The sequence below is a fragment of the Actinacidiphila rubida genome (assembly GCF_900110255.1).
In the GTDB taxonomy this organism is placed as follows: Bacteria; Actinomycetota; Actinomycetes; order Streptomycetales; family Streptomycetaceae; genus Actinacidiphila; species Actinacidiphila rubida.
Window position 1 is genome coordinate 185,649 of sequence record NZ_FODD01000001.1, and the last position, 19,769, is coordinate 205,417.

Consider the following 19,769-nt stretch of genomic DNA (forward strand, 5'->3'; position numbering starts at 1 on the left):
TTGTGTTCGACACTGAGACGTCCCATGACCCGCTACTCGCGCGGAGCGACAAGCTGATCCGATTGGGAGCCCTCGTGGCGCCGGTTGGCCTCTGCTTGTTCGCCATGACATCGAGGCTGTGGAATCCCACGAAGCTGGAATTCGAGCTGGTGATGTTCAGCCTGGCAGGGGTGGGCCAAGTGCTGGTCTGGCGCGGCATGCGAGGGGTGTACCTCACGCGAGGTTGGCTGTCTGGCGTGGTTGCCTACGTCTGGCTGGGCGGGGTGCTGAACGCCTGGGCGTTGGCGTTCACCGGGTCCTTCTCGCTCCTGCCCGCGGCGTTCGTCGCCCCCCTCGTCGCCACCGTCGCACGGTTCCGCATGCGCCGCGGGGCGAAGCACGCGGGGGTGCCCGAGTGAACGGGGTGGTGCCGCCCGGTACGTACAGTTTGTTGCTGCCGCCCGGATGGGTGCGGATTCCGTTGCGCGGCGGGACGCGCGAAGCGTTGGACGAGAAGGTGTTCCGGGGGATCGAGGAGATCCCGGCGGGGGTGCCGCGGGACCAGGGGATGGCGTACCGGCTGCATGTGCGGCGCAAGGTCGACCGGATGGTCGAGGAGGCGCGGCGGGCCGGCGGGCTGGACCTGTACGTGCCGGCACGGGTGCGGAGCCGCACCCTGATGGCTTCCTCGTTCCTGGTCTCCGAGATCGTCCGGGGCGAAGACGACGATGGGCGCGAAGTCGCCGGTGGCGAGCCCCGGGCCGAACTCGTGCTGGCGCGACTGGCCGGGGACCGGAGGGCCGGTGACGCGGGGGAGTTGCGGCTGGCGGGGGAGGCGATGGCGGTGCGGTGGGAGTACGTGGCCGGGCCGGACGGCTCGGATCCCGAAGTGGATGCCAGTTCACGGCATGTGGACTACGTGCTCGCGGTCCCGGGCGACTCCGGCCGCTGGCTGGCCGTGAGTTATTCGACGGCGGGGGACGGCGATCCGGACAGCGCGTTCACGCGTACGGCGACAGATCTCTTCGACGCGGTGATGTCCACGTTCCAGTGGAGTTGAGAGGTGGCGGGGCCCGGGTCAGACCCGGGCCTTGAGCCCCGCCTTCTTCGCGCGGTTCCCGCAGATGTCCATCGAGCACCACCTGCGGGTGCCCGGGCGTGAGTGGTCGAGGAACAGCGCGCCGCAGGTGGGGGACGCGCAGGGGCGGAGGCGGGCGAGCAGGGCGGGGGACGTCGCGAGGTCGAGGACGTCACGGGCGACGAGCGAGAGTGCTGCCGCCACCGGTGCGTCCGAGGTCCGGGTGACGGCGCCCGAGGCGGTGAGGCGGGGGACGGGAACGGGTGCCGCGGCGGCCCGGTTCAGGCGGGTGCGGGCCGCGGGGCCCACCACGTCGCCTTCAAGTGCCGCCGTCAGCAGGGCGTAGACGGCCTCCCGCAGTGCCCGCGCCTCGCGGACCTGGGCGTCGTCGGGCGACGGTACGGGCCGGCCGTCATCGGTGCCGAACTGCCGTACCCACTCGGCCAGCGCCTCGGGGTCGACCAGTTCCTCCTTCTGCGCCGGCGTGCCCCGATAACGGAGCGTCCGGACGAAGTCCAGGCACAGCCGGCCCGCACCTTCGCGAAAGCGCGCGGCCGGACCGGAAACCGGCTCGACGACCGGTGCTGCGGCGATGTCCGTCATGCGGTCAGCCTACTGCCCGAACCGGTTTAACTGGTACCGTCAACGACCGGAGAACCGGTTTAACCGGTTCGAGCTCGCAACCCCCGCACCCAGGCGCCCAAGCACCCGGCAGCACCCCTCGCATCGCCCCGGCATCCCGACGCCGCTCGCCCGCCGCCCACGCAGAGAGGCCCCGATGTCCCAGCCCGCCGACACCGCACGCCAGCAGGGACTCGCGCACCCCGCGCCGACGGCAGCGCCCAGCAGCGGGCCGCCCCGCAGCCTGATCGTGCTGCTCGCCGTCTCCTGCGGTCTGACCGTCGCCAACCTCTACTACGCCCAGCCGCTGCTGAGCGAGCTGCGCGCGACCTTCGGGATCTCGTCGGTCACCGCGGGCAGCCTCGTCACCGCGTCCCAACTCGGCTATGCGCTGGGCCTGGTGCTGCTCGTCCCGCTCGGCGACGTCCTGGAGAAGCGCCGGCTCGCGACCGTGCTGCTGGCCCTCACCGTCGTGGCGCTGATCGTCTCCGGCCTGGCGCCGGACTTCCCGGTCCTCGTGCTCGCCTCGCTGGTGTCGGGCACCACGCTCGTCGTCACCCAGATACTCGTGCCGTTCGCCGCCGACCTGGCGCCGGACGAGAGCCGCGGCAGGGTCGTCGGGCAGGTGATGAGCGGACTGCTCACCGGCATCCTGCTCTCCCGCACGTTCGGCAGCCTCCTCGCGGACGCCACCAGCTGGCGGGTGGTGTACCTGACGTCGGCGGGGCTCATGGCCGTGCTGACGCTGGTCCTGCGCACCGCGCTGCCCCGGCGCGCACCCGGGCAGGCCGCGGCGTCGCTCACGTACGGCGCACTGCTGCGGTCGACCGCCCGGATGCTCAAGGTCCACCCGCCGCTGCGGCGCCGGGCCGTCTACCAGGCGGCCATGTTCGGTGCCTTCTCCGTCTTCTGGACCACCAGCTCCTTCGTTCTGACCGCGGCGCCGTTCCACTACGCGCAGTGGCAGGTGGGCCTGTTCGCGCTGGCCGGCGCGGGCGGTGCGCTGGCCGCGCCGCTCGCCGGGCGCTGGGCGGACCGCGGCCTGGTCCGGCCCATGACGGCGGCGGCGTTCGTCGTCGCCGCGCTCGCCTTCGGACTGGCCGCGATCGGACGGCACCACATCCTGGCGCTCGGTGCGGCCGCCGTCGTGCTGGACATGGCGGTGCAGACCACCCTCGTCCTCGGCCAGCAGGTCGTCTACCAGCTCGACGGCGGGGCCCGTGCCCGGCTCAACAGCGCCTACATGGCCACCTTCTTCCTCGGTGGCGCGGTCGGCTCCCAAGCGGGTTCGTACGCCTACCACGCCGGCGGTTGGACGGCCGCGACCGCGCTGGGCGCCGCGATGCCCGTTCTGGCCCTGCTCGCCTGGGCGACCGATCGCCCGAACCGCCGGAAGAGCAAGGGCGTCCTCGACGGCTGAACGCTCCGAGGGCCATCAACCCCGATACGCCTGGGCCCTGTTGACCCCGTTGACCCTGTTGTGCCCGCGGTGGTCGCCCTACGTGCGGGCGACCACCGCCAGGATCTCCGGGAGGCGGTCCAGCAGCCGCGGTGCCGTCCAGCGCAGCACGGCGGAGGCCACCATCAGCCCGTAGACGGCGCCGCACGGCAGGACCATCCACAACAGACCGTGGTTGTCCGTCAGATGAAGGGCGACGGTGAGGGCCAGGACGGGCAGGCACAGCGCGGCTCCGCACAGGGTTCCGCCGAGGACGTTGAGGACGACCAGCCCGCCCTGCCCGGGTGCGGCGTTGCCGAACGGGTTGTCCTGCGGCACCGCATAGGGGAAGCGGACGCTGGCGTAGGCACCGGTTCCTATCAGCGCGCCGAGGAAGGCCAGCGACAGTCCCAGCGTCTCGGGCAGCGCATCCGTCCGGCGGAGCAGCAGCGCCGCCCCCGTGGTGACCACCGCGGTGTACGGCACCGCGATGACGGCCAACGCCAGGGCGCGCCCGCGCAGTTCCCTGACGGCGTCCTCGCGGGTGCCCAACGTCGCGGCGACCATCCAGAACGCGGAACTGTCCGTGCCGAACTGGTTGTACATCTGCATGCCGAGCAGGCCGCCCGCCCACAGGCACTGGTAGATCGTGCCGTGCTGGACCACCGCGACCAGCGGCAGCAGCAGGCCGACGGCCAAGCCCGTGGCCAGCGTCGCCCGCGAGCGCGGGTCACGCCACAGGTAGTGGAACTGGCGCTCCATCACCGGTGCCGTCCGCCCGGCGACCAGCCGCCGCGGCAGCAGGTCCACCACCCCCAGGGAACGTGCCCCGCCGTCCGAGGCGCTCGCACGGCGCCCCGCGCGGCCCAGGCGGATCACCCGGCCGGTCCGGCCCGGCGCCTGCGCGCCCTCCGGTCCCGCCGCCTGGATCGTGGAGGAGTCGGGCGAGACCATCAGCCTGGTCAGGCTGCGGTGCCACCAGCGCAGCAGCAGCGCCAGGAAGGCGGCGCCGCACGCGAACTGCACGCCCATGAGGACGTACGCCCCGCGCGAGGCCGAGCGGACGGCGTCCACGGCCGGTGCCGGCGGTATCCAGCGGAGCACCGCGGTCAGCGAGGTCATCCGGTGCAGGCCGTGGCCCGAGGACAGGGCGCTGGCCCCCAGGTTCGCCAGCTGGGCGCCCACCGCCACCACCAGGCCGCTGAGCAGGGCGAGATCGCGCCCCCTGCGGCTCGTCAGCAGCCGGGTGTTGGCCGCGGCGACCGCCCGCGACAGGGCGACGCAGGTGACGAGCACCAGGGCGACCGCGGGCACCGCCGCGGCCACGGCCGCGGTGCCGTGGGCGACGGCCACCACGGCGCCGGTCGAGGCCAGCAGCGTGAACAGCGGGCCGACGCCGATCAGGGACGACGTGAGCAGCGCCGTGATCAGAGGCCGGGGGCGCAGCGGAAGCATGGTCAGGCGCGTGGGGTCCAGCGTGTCGTCGCCGCCGAAGAAGAACAGCGGCATCACCGCCCAGCCCAGGCCCAGGACGAGTGTGAGGGTGACGGCCGCGGCGGGCGCGTAGTCGTTGCCGCGCAGCGCGATCATGCCGATGCCGAGCCCGAGCGCGTAGAGCAGCGAGAACACCACTCCGACCACCCAGCCGACGGTGCGGCCGCGCGACTGGCGCAGCCCGTTGCGGAGCACCGACACCTTGAGCCGCACGAAGACCGGCACCACCGAAGGCGGGCGTCCCGCGCGCCGGCCGGGACGTTCCGTCCCGGCGACGGACCCCGCGGCGGTCATCGCCCGCCCCTGCCCAGCCAGTCGAGGTCCTGCCCGCCGCCGCGCTCCGCGCCGACCAGGGCGAGGAACGCGTCCTGGAGCGTCGGTGCCGTGCCGCGCACATCGGCGAGCGGGCCGCTGGCGACGATCCTGCCGCCCGCCATCACCGCGACCCAGTCGCAGAGGCTCTCCACCAGCTCCATCACATGGGAGGAGAACACGACCGTGCCGCCGGTGGCCGTGTAGCGTTCCAGCACGCCGCGGATCACCTGCGCGGACACGGGGTCCACGCCCTCGAACGGCTCGTCGAGGAAGAGGACTTCGGGGTTGTGCAGCAGCGCGGCCGCGAGTCCGATCTTCTTGCGCATGCCCGTCGAGTAGTCCACGACGAGCTTGTGCCGGGCGCCCGACAGGTCGAGGACGTCGAGCAGCCGGCCGGTTCTGCGCTCGACCTCGGCGATGGGCAGACCGCGCAATCGGCCGGTGTAGACGAGTAGTTCACGCCCGGTCAGCCGCTCGAACAGCCGCAGGCCCTCCGGCAGGACGCCGATCCGGGACTTCACGGCCACTGGATCCGCCCACACGTCCCGTCCGACGATCTGCACGGCGCCGTCGTCCGGACGCAACAGGCCCGTCACCATCGACAAGGTGGTGGTCTTGCCCGCACCGTTCGGCCCGACCAGGCCCACGAAGCGGCCCGCCGGCACCTCCAGGTCGATCCCCGCCACGGCCGCCTGCTCGCCGAACCGCTTCCACAGCCCGCGCACCCGAACGGCGGGCGGCGGCCCGTCCCCGCCGTCATCGTCCGTGCGCGCGGAGCCGCCGTAGTACGGCTCCAGGCGAGCGGTCTCGCCGCGCGTGGTCCCGCCGGAACCCTGCGACCCGTCCATGGCGCGCCCCTCTCCCCGTGTCTCCCCGTCCACGACGCACGACGCGGCCCGCGTCCCGTGCCTCGTGCCGTGCCCGTCCGTCACGCGTCGCCGGACGTCCGGGCCGTCGGACCTCGTACCCGGCCCGTCCCGCACGCCGATCGCCGCGAATCGTCGTTACCGCAACCTTAGGGGGCACCACTGACAGTGACGATCGACCTGAGGGGTTATTGAGGGATCGCGGCCGCCGAACGGCCCGTCCGCCCCTCGCCGGCAGGGGAGTTCGCCCAGGTCGGCGCGGGGGAGGCCGACCCGCGAGGGGAGGTGAGGGATCGTGCGGAGTCGCCGCGGGAGGCCGTCCCGAGCGTGGCGGCCCGGAACGCGCCGTACCGATCGGCGCCGTCGAGCGCCCGCGACACGGGTCGGCGCCGCCGCGTCCCCGACTTCCCGGGCCGTCCTCGGCGCGGACCGGCGGACCGGCGGACCGGTGGTCCCGGCGCTCCGCCGCCGCGTCCCCGACGGCCCGGTTCAGCGCCGCCGCGAAGCCGCCGCGCTCCGCCCAGCCTGCGCCCCCACGCCCCCGACGCCGCCCACAGTGCCCCCCACCGTGCCCCGCCCGCCGGGCGCGGCCTGTGCGGCCCGTGCGGCCCGCGTGGGCGGGAAGAACGGGGTGGGCGCGGCGGGCGCCGTGGTCCGCGGATCGGCCGCGTCGCGCCCGCAGGCGTACGCCAGCGGATTCAGCAGCTCCTCCACGTCCGGCAGCCAGCGGTTCACCGCGGTCGGCCGGCGGGCCCACTGGACGCTGCCGCCCGCGCACATCCGGGTGGGCGGCGCGGCGATCCAGTCGCCCTCGCCGCGCACCAGCAGGTCGAGGGAGTCCGGCGCCCAGCCGAGGCGGCGCAGGAGTTCCGGCACCTTGGCCGTGGCGCCGGGCAGCACGAAGAACGCCATCCGGCGCGCGGGCGTGGAGATCACCGGCCCGAGCGGCAGCTCCATCCGCTCCATCCTGGCCAGGGCGAGGAAGCCGGAGCTCTCGGGCACGTCGATCGCGTCGAACGTCCGCCCGGTCGGCAGCAGTACCGAGGCGTGCGGCTGCCCGTTCCACATCCTGCGCACCTCCGCGGCGTTGCCGCTGGCCTGCGTCGCCCAGTCGGGCCGCGTGGGGTGCGCGCCGGGCGCCGGGCAGGCGGCCGAGGTGCAGGAGCAGCGCGGCGCCGCGCCCCCGGTCATCTCCAGCCACGTACCGGGCAGCACGTCCCAGTTCCGTTCCTCCGCGTAACGGACCGCGGTGTCGAGCAGTTGGCCGGTGAGCTGCCGCGGCGCTCCGAGGGTGTCTTCCACGCGCTGCACAACTCCCCTCATCAGCGGGGGTTACGGGCCGCCGGGCACGTGCGGCTCATGGCAGGCGCACGGATGCACGGCCGGGGGCGCAGACGGGCACCACGGCCGTGCACGGGTAGTCAACTCGAAGCGGCGAAGTCGCCCTATGAGGGTGAATCGCCGCCAATGTGCGCGTTGTCCCGGCGGTGGGCGGGAAGCGACGCCTCGGAGGGACGACGAGGGGGGAACGATGGCCGCACGACCGCTGGTGGCCCGGCAGCCGAACGAACGGCTGCAGGCGCTCATCCAGGAAGCGGGGTGCTCGAACGCCGGGCTGGCCCGCAGGGTCAACCTGTGCGGGGCCGAGCACGGCCTCGACCTGCGCTACGACAAGACATCCGTGGCCCGCTGGCTGCGCGGCCAGCAGCCACGCGGCCGGGCGCCCGGCATCATCGCCGAGGCGCTCGGGCGCAAACTCGGCCGGGCGGTGTCGATCGACGAGATCGGCATGGCCAACGGCAAGAACCTGGCGACCGGCATCGGCCTGACCTTCGCGCCCACCGTGCCCGCGGCCATCGAGCAGGTCTGCGAGTTGTGGCGCAGCGACGTCGGCCGCCGCGACTTCCTCAGCGGCTCCACCGTCGCCGCCTCCGCGCTCGTCGAGCCCAGCCGCGACTGGCTGATCACCCGGCCCGACCAGGGCGTGGCGCGCAACGGCGGCGCCCGTGTGGGGATGTCGGACGTGGAGGCGGTCAAGGCCACCACACAGGCGCTGACCGATCTCGACCACCGCTTCGGCAGCGGCCATGTGCGGCCGGTCGTCGTGCACTACCTCAACAGCGTGGTGTCCGGGATGCTGGCCGGGAGCTACCGCGAGGCGGTCGGTCGGGAACTGTTCTCCGCCGTCGCCCGGTTGACGGAACTGGCCGGCTACATGGCGGTCGACACCGGCCAACCCGGCCTGGCCCAGCGGTACTACATCCAGGCGCTGCGCCTGGCGCAGGCCGCCGGAGACCGCGGCTACGGCGGGTACATCCTCGCCGCGAGCATGAGCCACCTCGCCGCCTCGCTCGGCAACCCGCGCGAGATCGCCCAACTCGCGCGCGCCGCGCAGGAAGGCTCCCGCGGTCAGGTCACCCCGACCGTGCAGGCGATGTTCCACGCCGCGGAGGCCCGCGGGCACGCCCTGATGGGCGACGCCCGCACCTTCCAGGCCGTCGCCGGCCAGGCGGTCGAGGCGATGGAGCGCTCCGAGCCCGAGCGCGACCCCGTCTGGATCGCGCACTTCGACCAGGCGTACCTCGCCGACGAACTCGCCCACTGCCACCGGGATCTGGGCCAGTCCGCCGACTCGGCCCGGCGCGCGGAGGAGGCCCTCGCCCTGCACCCCGTCACCCGCTCCAGGCGGCGTGCGATCGACCTGCTGCTGCTCGCCGAGGCCCAGGTGCAGGAACGCGACCTCGAACGGGCCTGCCACACCGGCACCCAGGCCGTCACCCTGCTGTCCGGCCTGCGTTCCGACCGCGGCGCGGAGTACCTGGACGACTTCCGCGCCCGCCTCGAGCCCTACGCCGGGGAGGCCGTCGTCCGCGAGTTCAGCGCCCGACTGGAGGAGCGTGAGGCCGCCTGACCGCCCCTGACCGCCCCTGACCGCCCTGCGCCCGGTGGACGGGGTCCGGGCCCTGCCGTGGCCGGGGCGGGCGCGTCGGGCGTCGGGCGCCTGACGAGGCCTTCACCCGGCGTGTGACGGGATGTCGAACGGGGCGGGCGGACGGGGCGCCTGACAGGCCGTGGGCCGACCCGCGCACGAGGCACGCACCGCCCTGCCGGAACGACCGCAACTGGGCCTGCGCACCGAATCGTTACCGGACCGACACCAGACATCCGCAGGCCCGGCAAACCCCTGCGCAAAGCCGCCTCTACCGGGTGGTAGGCCGCCCGTCGCCGTCGACGCGCGGTGTGTGCTGCCGCTCACTCTTTCGGGCACGTGGTCCGGCCCGGGATTGACCGGGTAGCGTGGCCGCTGGTTGCGACCACAGGCAGACGGCTCACAGAGGCGGGAGTGTACGGCGATGCACAGCAGCGGACGCGGCGAGGAATCGCCCGAACCGTACCGGGGCGTCGTCCTCCCCTCGGGCCAGGGCCAGCCGCCGATGACGTACGGCGAGCACGTACAGCCCGCCGCCGGGACGCCCTGGGGCAGCACGCCGGCGCCCGGCGCAGCCCCGCTTCCGCCCCCTGCGGCGGACGCCACGCAGATGCTGCCGCCCTACCCGGGCGGTGTTCCGGCGCACGGCATGCCGCCCGCCGACCCGATGGCGTCGGTCCCTGTGGCGGACGCCACGCAGATGCTGCCGCCCTACCCCGGCGGCGCGCCCATGATGCCGCCGCAGCCGGCCCAGATGCAGGGCGGGGTGCCGCCCGTCCCGCCGCAGCAGCCGCCCCACCAGCCGTACCTGCCCCCCACCCCGCCGCAGGGCCCGCAGCCCGAGGCCCCCGCGGAGGCGACCCAGGCGCTGCCCCTGTCGATATTCCAGGAGCAGGACAACGCCGAGCCCGCCTCCTACGGCGCCGCGCCCTACGGCCAGCAGCCCGGCTACGACCAGGGGTACGGCGGCCAGGACTTCGGTGGCCAGGACTTCGGCGGAGCCCCCCAGGACGGGCAGTCCGGCGTCCAGCACGACAGCGACTACGACCACCTCTTCCGCCAGGACGTCCCGAGCCCGGCGCCGGTGCGGCCGCACATCATCCAGCCGCACGACCGCCAGCAGGCCCCGCAGGGGTACGGCCAGGGCCCCGGCCCCGGCGGACCCGGTTACGGCCAGCAGGGCGGCTACGAGCCGCCGCAGTACGGCTACGACGACGCGGGCGACGGCGGCCGCCGCAAGATGTCGCCCAAGGTGCTGATCGGCATCGTGGTGGCCGGCTGCGTGGTCGCCGGCCTGGTCGTCGGCGGGCTCCTCAACAGCGGCGGCAACGCCAGCGCCGACAACGCGGGCGGCAAGCAGTCCACCGGGGCCGGCACGCCCAGCGCCTCCGCCAGCGGCAGCTCCGCCTCCGGCGACGCCGCCAAGCAGCAGGCCGAGGCCCTGGACGCGCTGCTCAAGACCAGCGGCAGCAGCCGCAGCTCGGTCGTCAACGCCGTCGAGTCGATCAAGAACTGCGACAACCTCGACGGTGCCGCGGGCGACCTGCGCGCCGCGGCCGGCCAGCGCAACGGCCTGGTGACCAAGCTCGGCACGCTGTCGGTGGACAAGCTTCCCGGCCACGCCGACCTCACCGACGCGCTCACCAAGGCGTGGCACGCGTCGGCCTCCGCCGACAGCCACTACGCGAGCTGGGCCGACCAGGCCAAGAACCCCAAGGTCTGCAAGGGCGGCCACGCCCACAGCACCAACGAGCTGCAGACCGCCAACCGCGAGAGCGGCTCGGCCACCGAGCAGAAGAAGCGCGCGGTCAAGCTGTGGAACGCCATCGCCAGCCAGTACGGCCTCACCGAGCGCCAGTACAGCCAGCTCTGACCCGTTCCCCGGCCGGCAGGTCCCTGTTGGTCCCGTGCCCCCCGCGTGCCGCCTGAAGGGCGGCCGTAGGGGCGTCACGCCCTCCTCGACGCCCTTCGGGGCAGAGCAGCGGCCGAACCCCGGAACCCGGTGGGCCGGGAGTGTCCCGGAAACACGCGAAAGGCCCGGAAGGTCCGCACCCTTGTGAGGTGGAACCTCCGGGCCCTCTCCGTCCGTCCGGCGTCAGGTGGGCATCAGGTGGCCGTCAGGCGGTCGTCAGTGGTCCTGCGACAGCGTCGCGGTCAGGTCGATGAAGCCGGGCCGGGCCGACACCAGGCGTCCGTTGCTCACCTGCTGATAGGTGACCTTGGTGTTGACCAGTCGCGAGTAGCCGACGATGCCGCGGGTGTCCGCCTCCGTCCAGCCCAGGCTCGGCGTCAGCCCGCCCGTCGACAGGTTCGTGGTGTGGTCCATCGCGTGCTGCAGGGAGGCCCGCGTGACCGCGGTCTTCGCCTTCATCGCCGACACGACCTTGTCCAGGACCGTGTACGCGATCCACGTGGTCTGCGCGCCCGGGTCGTCCACGTCGATCCGGTCGTCGTTGAAGGCGTACTTGGTGACCGCCGCCTTCATCTCGTTCCACTCCGGGTCGCTCGACGGCGGGTACCAGCCGGTGACGTACGCGTTCTCCAGCGGGCTGTGGGCGCCTCCGGTGGAGTCGACCAGGGACTGCGTCACGCTGCCCAGCACCGACGAGACGCGCACCTTCAGCGGCTCGTCGGTGACGTGCCGCAGCGAGTCGAAGAAGGTGCTGGTGTGGTCGCCGAGCACGGCGGAGACGCAGTCCGTCGTCTTGTTGCGGCCCACCGCGGTCGCGGCGACGTCCGAGTACTGGGTCGCGTTGTCGGGCGTCCGCAGGTCCTTGGCGTCGGCCTTGCCGCCCGCGCGCAGGCCGTCGTCGAGGAAGAACGGGTACTGGTCGCCGGTGGTCGTGTCCGGGCGGACCAGCGTCACCTTCTTGCACAGGTCGGCCAGCTGCCGCCCGTTGCCGGCCAGCAGCGCCGGCAGCCCGCCGTTGATCGGGTACGACTCCACGCTCTGGAACTCGTCCTCGGTGATGCCGAAGCCGCCGATGTACGGGATGTCGTACGTCTCCAGGGCGGAGATGAAGTCGGCGCCCTTCTCGCTGTACGAACCCACGACCGCCACCGCGCCCGCGTCGTTCGCCTCCTGCGCGCACTTCCTGACCGCGACGATGTCGTCCCGCTCGTTGCAGGTGAGGACCTTCAGCGGACGGCCGCCGAAACTGTCGTGGTCCTTGGCGTACTTCTCGTACACCTGGGCCATTGCCAGCATTCCGGGCATATTGGTCGCATTGGTGTCGACCGGGGCCCACGTCATGACGACCACGGGGCCCGGGGAGCCCCCCGTGCCCCCCGGAAGGACCCCGCAGGCACTGAGCAGCGCGGATGTGGCGACAAGAGCGACGGCGGCCCGGCGGGTCCCGCGCACACGCTGTTCAGTCATGTCTCCGGAAGATTCCGTTTTCGTCCCAACGTGGGGGTGACCCGAGGGGAACGAGCGGTCACTTTCGGGTGAATTACAGGTGCTGGTGTTCGAGTGCGTACGATCGGGGACCGTGCAAGGTTCGGAGAAGTCTTCCCGTCGTGCCCGCCGCTCCTCCACGATGGGAGGCATGCCGCACAACGACATGCCGTGGTGGCGCTGGCGCAGCAACGTGCGTTCCGCGCTGCACATGATCAGCGACCCGGTCTTCCAGCGCGACGTCTGGCAGGCCGGCGTGCCGGGCTACGGCGACGTCACCGACGCCGTGTACCGCCTGGTCGAGGACACGTGGCTCGACAACTGGTCCGCCGAGAAGTACGTCGGCACCATATTCCGGGACGCCCAGGAGGCGGCTCTGGTCGACGTGGCCGTGCTGCGCGTCCTCAAGATCCTCCACCAGGTCGGCGCCGACGCACCGGTCCAGGCGTACCTCGACCACCCCGCCTGGCCCGAGGCCGTGAACGCCGCCCGCGAGGCCCATGTGAGGCTCGCCACGGCCGACCAGGACGACGTCGACGCCCCGCCGCGCTCGCTCGAGGTCCTGGCGATCCTCAACCGGACCGCGTGACGCACCCGGCGCACAGCCGACCCACCCGGGGACTCCCACCACGCGCCGGCCCGTCACGGGTGGTCCCACCGCACGCCCCCGCGCCGGACTCCCGTCCGCGTGCCGGACACGTCTGCCCGCGCCGGCCCGCCTGTGCGAGGCTTGCGGCGTGAACGAACAGCCGTCGCCCGCCGCCGGGCCCGCCGCGCGGCAGCAGTCCGCGCAGCAGGAGCAGGCACCGCAGCGGGCCGCCGAGCAGCCGCGCCCGCAGTACGTGCTCACGCTGTCGTGCCCCGACAAGCAGGGCATCGTGCACGCGGTCTCCAGCTACCTGTTCATGACCGGCTGCAACATCGTCGACAGCCAGCAGTTCGGCGACCAGGACACCGGCCTGTTCTTCATGCGCGTCCACTTCTCCGCCGAGCCCGCGGTCACCGCGGACAAGCTCCGCGCGAGCTTCGCCGCCGTGGCCGGCGCCTACCAGATGGAGTGGGCGATCCACCCCTCCGACGAGCGCATGCGCATCGTGCTCCTGGTCAGCAAGTTCGGCCACTGCCTCAACGACCTCCTGTTCCGCAGCAGCATCGGCGCGCTGCCGGTCGAGATCGCCGCCGTCGTCTCCAACCACACCGACTTCCGCGACCTCGCCACCTCCTACGGTGTGCCGTTCCACCACATCCCCGTCACCCGGGAGAACAAGGCCGAGGCCGAGGCCCTGCTGCTGGAACTGGTGGAGAAGGAAGGCGTCGAACTCGTCGTCCTCGCCCGCTACATGCAGGTCCTCTCCGACGACCTGTGCGGCAAGCTGTCCGGGCGGATCATCAACATCCACCACTCCTTCCTGCCGAGCTTCAAGGGCGCCAAGCCCTACCACCAGGCCCACGCCCGTGGCGTCAAGCTCATCGGCGCGACCGCGCACTACGTGACGGCCGACCTCGACGAGGGGCCGATCATCGAGCAGGAGGTCGAGCGCGTCGGCCACGAGGTCACGCCCGAGCAACTGGTCGCCGTCGGCCGCGACGTGGAGTGCCAGGCGCTGGCGCGTGCCGTGAAGTGGCACAGCGAGCACCGGGTGCTGCTCAACGGGCACCGCACCGTCGTCTTCGCCTGAGGCGTCAGTACCCGCACGGAAGTACCCGCACGGAAGTACCCGCACGGACCAGGCCCGTTCGACGCTCCTCGCCCGCTCGGGCCCTTCTCCGGCCCCTCAGCCCATGGACCCTCCGGCCCTTCAGCCCGTCGGCCCGTCGGCCCTACCGTCCTACAACCGGGACAGCGAAGCCGCCGAGTAGAGCACGTCGTGGATCGCCGCGCGATCGCCGTCCTTGCCCGCCGCGGCGTGCTCCGGCTGCAGATGGCCGGCCGCCAGCTGGCAGAACTCCTGCCCGTCCATGGCGACATGGGCGACCATCCCCTCCGCGGACGCCGAGGCGCCCGGCGAGTCCAGCGGCAGATACCAGTTGCCGCCGCCCTCGCCCTCGATCTCCAGCCGCAGCGACCGCCCCGGCGCGCCCGCGGGCAGCAGCCTCGACGGGGACTCGGCCAGTCCGGACCGCCGCCGCGCGGCGAGCGCCGACGGCAGCAACCGCGCGGCCAGGTCGATCATCCGGTGCAGGTGGCGGGGCGCCGGCGGCTCGTACGGGTAGTCCACGGCCTCGGCGATGTCCCCGGCGTGCAGCCAGCACTCGAAGGCACGGTCGACGAACGCGTCCCGCAACGGCAGCGAGGACTCCCCGTAGTCGACCTCCAGCCCCGACGCGCCGGAACCGGCGAACGACACCGTGCGCACCAGGGTGTGGCTCTGCTCGCGCCACGACGACCGCAGCGTGGCCCCCGGCAGGTCGCGCGCGGCCGCCCAGTGGGCCTCGGTCCGCTGACCAGGGTCGACCGGCAGCTCGGCGTCGCCGCGGGCACGCCAGAAGCGCGCTCTCGTCGCCGGTCCCGGACCGCCCGAGCCCTCTGGCTGCTGCCCCGGCGGGACCAAGCCGCCGCCGGGACCCGGCAGGCCCAGCGCCCGCGCGACGAGGCTGTCCACCGCCGTGAGGTGCGCGATGACCTGTCCCACCGTGAACTGCCGCGACACCGGCTCCTCGTCGAACCAGCGCAGCTCGACCGGCGCCTTCCAGTAGCCGTCACCCAGGTCGCGCAGCAGGGCGTCGAGCCGCGCCGCCTCCGCGTCGTAGGGGCCCGCCCAGTCCGGCACCGGGATGCGCGCCGGGCGGCGGCCGAGACAGCCCTCCAGCACCCGCGCGCGCAACAGCGGGTCGAGGTCGAGCGACTCCTCCTGGTGCAGCAGCCCGACGGCGTCCCGCAGCCGCAGCGCCTCGTCCGCGCAGGCCGCGCAATCCGTCAGGTGCACCTCGACGGCGAGCGACTCGTCCTGCGAACAGGCGGTCAGCGCCCAGGCACCGAGCAGGGATTTGAGCGTGGTGTGGTCGTACTGGGGCAGGCCGGCGGATGCGGGCGGCGCCACGGGTCCGCCGCCGCCCGAACTCCGGTCCAGGCCCCTGGCCGTGAGCGAGGGGACAGCCGGCGGGCCGGGCAGCCCCGGGCCGTCGGGACGCCCGTCGTTCGCGTCGTTCGCGTCGGCCCCGTCGGCCCCGTCGGCCCCGACGGTTTCGTCGCGGCGCTCGGGCCGGCCGTGTTGTTCGGCCTCGTCGTGCGGCTCGGGCTCGTCCTGCCGCTCGGATGCGTCGTCCGGCTGGGGTCCGCCGTGCTGCTCGTACTGCTCGGGCTCGGCGTGCTCCTCGAACGGATGGTCCGCGGGCCCGTACGGGCCGCCCTGCCCACCGCCCTGCTCGCGCTGGTGCGGCACGCGGGGCACGTCGCCGTCCTCGTCGTTGCCCCCGCCCTCGCCGCCGTTGCGGTACGCCTGCCCGCTCACCGCACACCTCTCGGCCCGCGGGAGTCCAGGGGGTGCGGCGGCTGTTCGGCGGTCTCCATCGCCGTCGACAGCAACTGAAGCCCCAGGCGCAGCCGGCGCCGGGCCTCGTCCTCGCTCACGCCGAGGCCGGCGGCCGCGGCACGGTAGTCCAGCCGCTCACGGTAGGCGAGTTCGAGCGCCGCACGCAGCGGCGCGGGCATCGACGTCACGATGAAGTCGGCGCGCGCCGCGGTGTTGGCCTCGCGGACCCGCGCCTCGACCTCGGCGGGCGTGGACCGCCCGCGGTGCTCGTACTGCCGCAACTGGTGGACCGCGTGGCGCTGCGTCAGGGAGGCGATCCAGGAACGCAGCGAGCCGTGCTTGGGGTCGAACGCGTCCGGGTTCTCCCAGATGTAGCCGAACACCTCACGCGTGATGAGGTCGGCCGCGTCGTCGTCGTCCATCACGCGGTGGGCCAGGCTGTGCACGAGCGAGGCGTAACGGTCGTAGAGCTCGGCGAGCGCGGCCTCCTCGCCGCGAGCGAGCCGCTGCTGCATCTTGCGGTCCCAGCGCGGCGGTGCGGGTGTCGCCATCTCCCGTCCCCCTTCGCCTCGTCCCACCCTGTCGTCGTCCGTGTGCCCCGTATCAGGCCGGGTACCGACCGTGGCCGGTGGTGCCCGGGCGGTCCGGAGCGCTCCGCACCGACGGTACCGGCCGTCTGCGACGGCGTACGCCGGTTTGCACCAACCTGCTGACGGTCGTGACCGGTTTTGGCGCTCTGTTATGCGGGTGTGACCGGTGAGCGGCAGAGTTACGGCGGAGAACGGGCATAGGGTCGACGGGACGACGAGCTGGCAGGCGACGGCAGGGCGAGGTGGGAACCGGTGCTGGTGACCCGGGCCGAGCGGGACGGCTGGGTGGTGGTGACGGTCGAGGGAGAGATGGACCTCATCTCCTCGCCCGCCGTCCGGCAGAAGGTGCACGACGTGGTGGCCGACGGGCGGCGCAGCGTGGTGCTCGACCTCTCCGACGTGCGTTTCTGCGACTCGAGCGGCGTGGGCGTGCTGATCGGCGCACGCCGGCTCATGCGCTCCTGCGCGGGCCGGCTGCGCATCGTGCTGCCCGAGCACGGCGAGGCCGCCACCGGCGGCGGCGCGCACGTCAACCGCGTCCTCGCCGCACTGGGAGTGCGCCGGCTCTTCGACGTCTACCCCGACCTCGACACGGCCGCCCCGATGTCGGCCTGAGAGCCGGCTTTTCCTCAGCTGTCCTCGTCCCCGACCCCGTCCCCGTCCTCGTCGCCGTGTCCGACCTCGACCTCGACCTCGACCTGCGACGTGCGGACCGCGTAGCCGGCCAGTGACGGCTCCAGCCGGCCGAACGCCTCCCGCGCGGTGGCGTCCAGCGCCGCGAACACCTCCTCCTCGCAGGCCCCGCGCCGCACCCGGCGCTGTGCTTCGGTGAACAGCAGCCGCAGTACCGTGCCCAGTTGGGCCGCGGCGTGGCGCGGCACGAACGCGTCCGGCTCCTCGCCCGCACCCGCCGCGATCACCACGGACAGCGCCTGTTCCTGGTGGTCGAACAACTCCCGCAGTCTCGCCCGCAGTACCGGGCTGTCGTCGATCAGCCGGGTGAAGCCCGGCTGGGTCCACCCCAGCAGCGGGTCGTGCCGCTCGACGGCCGCGAGGTAGTCCCGTCGCACGGCGTCCAGCGCGGACTCGCCGACGCGGCGGGCGGCGACGGCGCGGGCCGGACCGGTGACCACCTCCTCGTGCATGTCGAAGAAGAGGTCCTCCTTGCGCGGGAAGTAGTTGGTGACCGTCATCTTCGAGACCCCCGCGACCTCGGCGACCTCGGCGATCGTCGTCGCCTCGAAGCCGCGCTCCATGAACAGGGCGGTGGCGGCGTGGGTGATCGACCGGCGGGTCTGCTGCTTCTTGAGCTCACGGAGTTGGGCCATGCCGACCAGTTTACTGGGTCGGACCCAAAAATGTGCTTGACTCGGAGATGGGTCTGACCTAAATTTATGTCCAGTACAGCGGATCGAGTGGTCGCGCTGGCCGAACAGGAAGGAGGCCCGTCATGGTGCTGCGGATCATGGCCGTGCACGCCCATCCCGACGACGAGTCCAGCAAGGGGGCCGCCACGCTGGCCCACTACGCCGCGCAGGGCGTCGAGGCGACCGTCGTGACGTGCACGGGAGGCGAGCGCGGCGACGTGCTCAACCCGCTGCTGGACACCCCCGAGGTGCGCGCGGACCTGCCGGCGGTGCGGCGGCGTGAGATGGCCGCCGCGGCCGCCGTCCTCGGGGTTCGCCAGCGCTTCCTCGGCTTCGCCGACTCGGGCCTGGTGGCCGAGGGCGAGCCCCTGCCGGACGGCTGCTTCGCCCTGCAGGACGTCGCGGTGGCGGCAGAGCGGCTGGTCGCGGTCATACGGGAGATCCGCCCGCACGTGGTCGTCACGTACGACCCGTCGGGCGGGTACCCCCATCCCGACCACGTCCAGACCCACCGCGTGGCGGTGGCGGCGTTCGACGCGGCGGGGGAGGAGGCCGCCTATCCGGACGCGGGACCGGCCTGGCGGCCCGACAAGCTCTACTACCTCGCCGCGTACTCGCGGTCCTGGTTCGAGACCCTGCACAACGGCATGCTCGCCGCCGGCGTGCCGTCGGCGATGGGCGCGGTGCTCGACGACTGGCCGGACTGGGCGCCTGACCTCTCGCCCACCACGCGGGTCGTCTGCGACGGCCACTTCGCCACCCGGGACCGGGCGTTCCGGGCCCACGCCACCCAGGCCGCCCCGGACGCCCCGTTCTTCGCGCATCCGCGCGACCTCGAGCGCCGGCTGTGGCCCACGGAGGACTACGTCCTGGCCCGCTCGCGACGACCGGCGCGCCTTCCCGAGGCCAATCTGTTCGACGGCATCCAGGAGTGAGGTCACTATGACCCCATGGTTCAGCTCACCTTCGTCCAGGGCGACATCACCGAGCAGTCGGTGGACGCCATCGTCAACGCGGCCAACTCCTCGCTTCTCGGCGGCGGGGGTGTGGACGGCGCCATCCACCGCAAGGGCGGCCCCGAGATCCTCGCCGCCTGCCGGGAGCTGCGCGCCGGCCACTACGGCTCGGGCCTGGCCACCGGACAGGCGGTCGCGACCACCGCCGGCAGGCTCCCGGCGCGGTGGGTGATCCACACCGTCGGCCCGGTCTGGCAGCCGGACGAGGACCTGTCCGCTCTGCTGGCCTCGTGCTACCGCGAGTCGCTGCGCGTCGCGGACGAGCTCGGTGCCAGGACCGTCGCCTTCCCGGCGATCTCCACGGGCGTCTACGGGTGGCCGATGGACGACGGCGCTCGCATCGCCCTGGAGACCGTCCGGGAGACCCCCACCGCCGTGGAAGAGGCACGGTTCGTGCTCTTCGGAACCGACGCATATGAGACATTCACCGCTCATCGGTGACCGATGAGGGGCATCCTTGCCCGGTTACGGAGCGTCCGCACGGTGTTGTGTCCGATGCGTGACTTGTTACGCCGTGGAGTCGGGGTGGTCCTCGGGTACGCTCCATCGGGTGCGCGTGCGTTCAGGGGTTCCTCAAGGCGCCGCCCGGCCAGGCCGGGCGGGCGTTGTGCCTGGGCGCGCAGTCCCTCGCCGTGTGCGCCGCACAGTATGCAACACGCCCCCGTCGTCGCGCTGGAATATGCCCGAAGCGCTTGTTGGGGTGACCGTAGGTCAACCATGCTGTGTGATGCCCGAGTCACGCACGGTGATCTTGGGCGGGCGTCAGGCGATGTGTCCGCCGGTTCGGATGGTGTGAACAGTGCAAGCGCTTCAGGTGCAGCTGGAGGTCGGTGTCGATCCCGCGGAAGTGGGGCGGGCCCGTCGATGGGCGCGTTCGCGGCTGGCGGGTTCCGGCATAGGAGCGGATGAGCCGGTCGCCGAGACCCTGATCCTGCTCATCTCGGAGCTGGTCACCAACGCCGTGGTGCACACCGGCTGTCCGGCGGTGCTGCGCATGCTCTTCCCTGTCGCGCCGGCCGCGCCGGTCCGCGTCGAGGTCGCCGACAACAGCGTCTCCCCGCCCGCTCCGCGGCACGCGCAGCGGGACGAGACCGGCGGTCGCGGGCTGGAACTGGTGGACGGCCTGGCCGACCGCTGGGGCTGGCAGCCCGAGGGTGCGGGCAAGCAGATCTGGTGCGAGGTCGACCGTGCGGCCCTCACCTGAAC

18 protein-coding genes and 1 pseudogene are annotated in these 19,769 nt (G+C 73.1%); 11 read left to right on the forward strand and 8 right to left on the reverse strand.

The genetic code is table 11. From position 1 onward, the window contains the following. The first annotated feature begins 104 nt into the window (after nt 1–104). Together BMW99_RS00840 and BMW99_RS00845 are read left to right on the forward strand one after the other, a co-directional pair. Nucleotides 105–398 carry a hypothetical protein gene (locus BMW99_RS00840; RefSeq protein WP_141726150.1) on the forward strand — a complete coding sequence of 98 codons (294 nt, stop codon included), beginning with the start codon at nt 105–107 and terminating at the stop codon, nt 396–398. An 86-nt stretch (nt 399–484) separates the two neighbouring features. Then, the gene (locus BMW99_RS00845; protein WP_143080507.1) at nt 485–1,039 is read left to right on the forward strand and encodes a hypothetical protein; all 555 of its coding nucleotides are present in this window, start codon (nt 485–487) and stop codon (nt 1,037–1,039) included. An 18-nt stretch (nt 1,040–1,057) separates the two neighbouring features. Here the strand turns inward: BMW99_RS00845 and BMW99_RS00850 are convergent, their stop codons facing one another. Then, the gene (locus BMW99_RS00850) at nt 1,058–1,660 is read right to left on the reverse strand and encodes a CGNR zinc finger domain-containing protein (RefSeq protein ID WP_075016048.1); all 603 of its coding nucleotides are present in this window, start codon (nt 1,658–1,660) and stop codon (nt 1,058–1,060) included. 175 nt (nt 1,661–1,835) lie between these two features. Between BMW99_RS00850 and BMW99_RS00855 the strand changes: the two genes are divergently transcribed. Further along, a complete protein-coding gene (locus BMW99_RS00855; protein ID WP_079138652.1) occupies nt 1,836–3,098 on the forward strand; it encodes an MFS transporter in 1,263 nt (420 codons plus the stop codon). Nucleotides 3,099–3,176: 78 nt separating this feature from the next. Here the strand turns inward: BMW99_RS00855 and BMW99_RS00860 are convergent, their stop codons facing one another. The 3 genes and pseudogenes from BMW99_RS00860 to BMW99_RS00870 all read right to left on the reverse strand — a co-directional run. After that, nucleotides 3,177–4,904: a transporter gene (locus BMW99_RS00860; protein WP_069465031.1), complete on the reverse strand. Its 1,728-nt coding sequence runs from the start codon at nt 4,902–4,904 to the stop codon at nt 3,177–3,179. Beyond that, nucleotides 4,901–5,773, reverse strand: a complete 873-nt coding sequence (locus BMW99_RS00865) for an ABC transporter ATP-binding protein (protein ID WP_079138653.1) — start codon at nt 5,771–5,773, stop codon at nt 4,901–4,903. The genes BMW99_RS00860 and BMW99_RS00865 overlap by 4 nt, the downstream gene beginning before the upstream one ends. Nucleotides 5,774–6,460: 687 nt before the next feature. Then, nucleotides 6,461–7,114: pseudogene (locus BMW99_RS00870) on the reverse strand (bifunctional DNA primase/polymerase); the annotation flags it as partial. Between the two features lie 208 nt (nt 7,115–7,322). Between BMW99_RS00870 and BMW99_RS00875 the strand changes: the two are divergent. Both BMW99_RS00875 and BMW99_RS00880 read left to right on the forward strand, forming a co-directional pair. Further along, complete coding sequence (locus tag BMW99_RS00875; protein WP_069466689.1) at nt 7,323–8,702, forward strand: transcriptional regulator; 1,380 nt, start codon at nt 7,323–7,325, stop codon at nt 8,700–8,702. 442 nt (nt 8,703–9,144) lie between these two features. Next, on the forward strand, nt 9,145–10,593 hold the full coding sequence (locus BMW99_RS00880) for a hypothetical protein (RefSeq protein WP_075016049.1): 1,449 nt from the start codon (nt 9,145–9,147) through the stop codon (nt 10,591–10,593). A 255-nt stretch (nt 10,594–10,848) separates the two neighbouring features. Here BMW99_RS00880 and BMW99_RS00885 read toward each other — a convergent pair whose 3' ends face one another. Next, entirely contained in the window at nt 10,849–11,928 is a 1,080-nt protein-coding gene (locus tag BMW99_RS00885; RefSeq protein ID WP_245791117.1) for a type 1 periplasmic-binding domain-containing protein, read from the reverse strand. 331 nt (nt 11,929–12,259) lie between these two features. On the opposite strand from BMW99_RS00885, the gene BMW99_RS00890 reads away from it, so the two are divergent. Next, a complete protein-coding gene (locus BMW99_RS00890) occupies nt 12,260–12,706 on the forward strand; it encodes an SCO4402 family protein (RefSeq protein WP_069464391.1) in 447 nt (148 codons plus the stop codon). A gap of 148 nt (nt 12,707–12,854) precedes the next feature. Further along, nucleotides 12,855–13,796: a formyltetrahydrofolate deformylase gene (gene purU, locus BMW99_RS00895; protein WP_079138549.1), complete on the forward strand. Its 942-nt coding sequence runs from the start codon at nt 12,855–12,857 to the stop codon at nt 13,794–13,796. A 150-nt stretch (nt 13,797–13,946) separates the two neighbouring features. On the opposite strand, the gene BMW99_RS00900 is transcribed toward purU, so the two are convergent. Both BMW99_RS00900 and BMW99_RS00905 read right to left on the reverse strand, forming a co-directional pair. Beyond that, the gene (locus BMW99_RS00900) at nt 13,947–15,569 is read right to left on the reverse strand and encodes a maleylpyruvate isomerase N-terminal domain-containing protein (RefSeq protein ID WP_079175884.1); all 1,623 of its coding nucleotides are present in this window, start codon (nt 15,567–15,569) and stop codon (nt 13,947–13,949) included. Continuing rightward, nucleotides 15,566–16,141, reverse strand: coding sequence for a sigma-70 family RNA polymerase sigma factor (locus BMW99_RS00905; RefSeq protein ID WP_069461813.1), 576 nt, complete (start codon nt 16,139–16,141; stop codon nt 15,566–15,568). Before BMW99_RS00905 ends, BMW99_RS00900 begins: the two co-directional genes overlap by 4 nt. A gap of 297 nt (nt 16,142–16,438) precedes the next feature. Here BMW99_RS00905 and BMW99_RS00910 point away from each other — a divergent pair, with 297 nt between their 5' ends. Next, a complete protein-coding gene (locus BMW99_RS00910; protein ID WP_079138162.1) occupies nt 16,439–16,795 on the forward strand; it encodes an STAS domain-containing protein in 357 nt (118 codons plus the stop codon). A gap of 14 nt (nt 16,796–16,809) precedes the next feature. On the opposite strand, the gene BMW99_RS00915 is transcribed toward BMW99_RS00910, so the two are convergent. Then, nucleotides 16,810–17,508, reverse strand: coding sequence for a TetR/AcrR family transcriptional regulator (locus BMW99_RS00915; RefSeq protein WP_069461815.1), 699 nt, complete (start codon nt 17,506–17,508; stop codon nt 16,810–16,812). A 122-nt stretch (nt 17,509–17,630) separates the two neighbouring features. On the opposite strand from BMW99_RS00915, the gene mca reads away from it, so the two are divergent. From mca to BMW99_RS00930, 3 genes are all read left to right on the forward strand, one after another. Beyond that, complete coding sequence (gene mca, locus BMW99_RS00920) at nt 17,631–18,482, forward strand: mycothiol conjugate amidase Mca (protein WP_069461816.1); 852 nt, start codon at nt 17,631–17,633, stop codon at nt 18,480–18,482. Nucleotides 18,483–18,497: 15 nt separating this feature from the next. Then, complete coding sequence (locus BMW99_RS00925) at nt 18,498–19,004, forward strand: O-acetyl-ADP-ribose deacetylase (protein ID WP_069461817.1); 507 nt, start codon at nt 18,498–18,500, stop codon at nt 19,002–19,004. A gap of 358 nt (nt 19,005–19,362) precedes the next feature. Beyond that, nucleotides 19,363–19,767, forward strand: a complete 405-nt coding sequence (locus BMW99_RS00930) for an ATP-binding protein (protein ID WP_069461818.1) — start codon at nt 19,363–19,365, stop codon at nt 19,765–19,767. Nucleotides 19,768–19,769 lie beyond the last annotated feature (2 nt).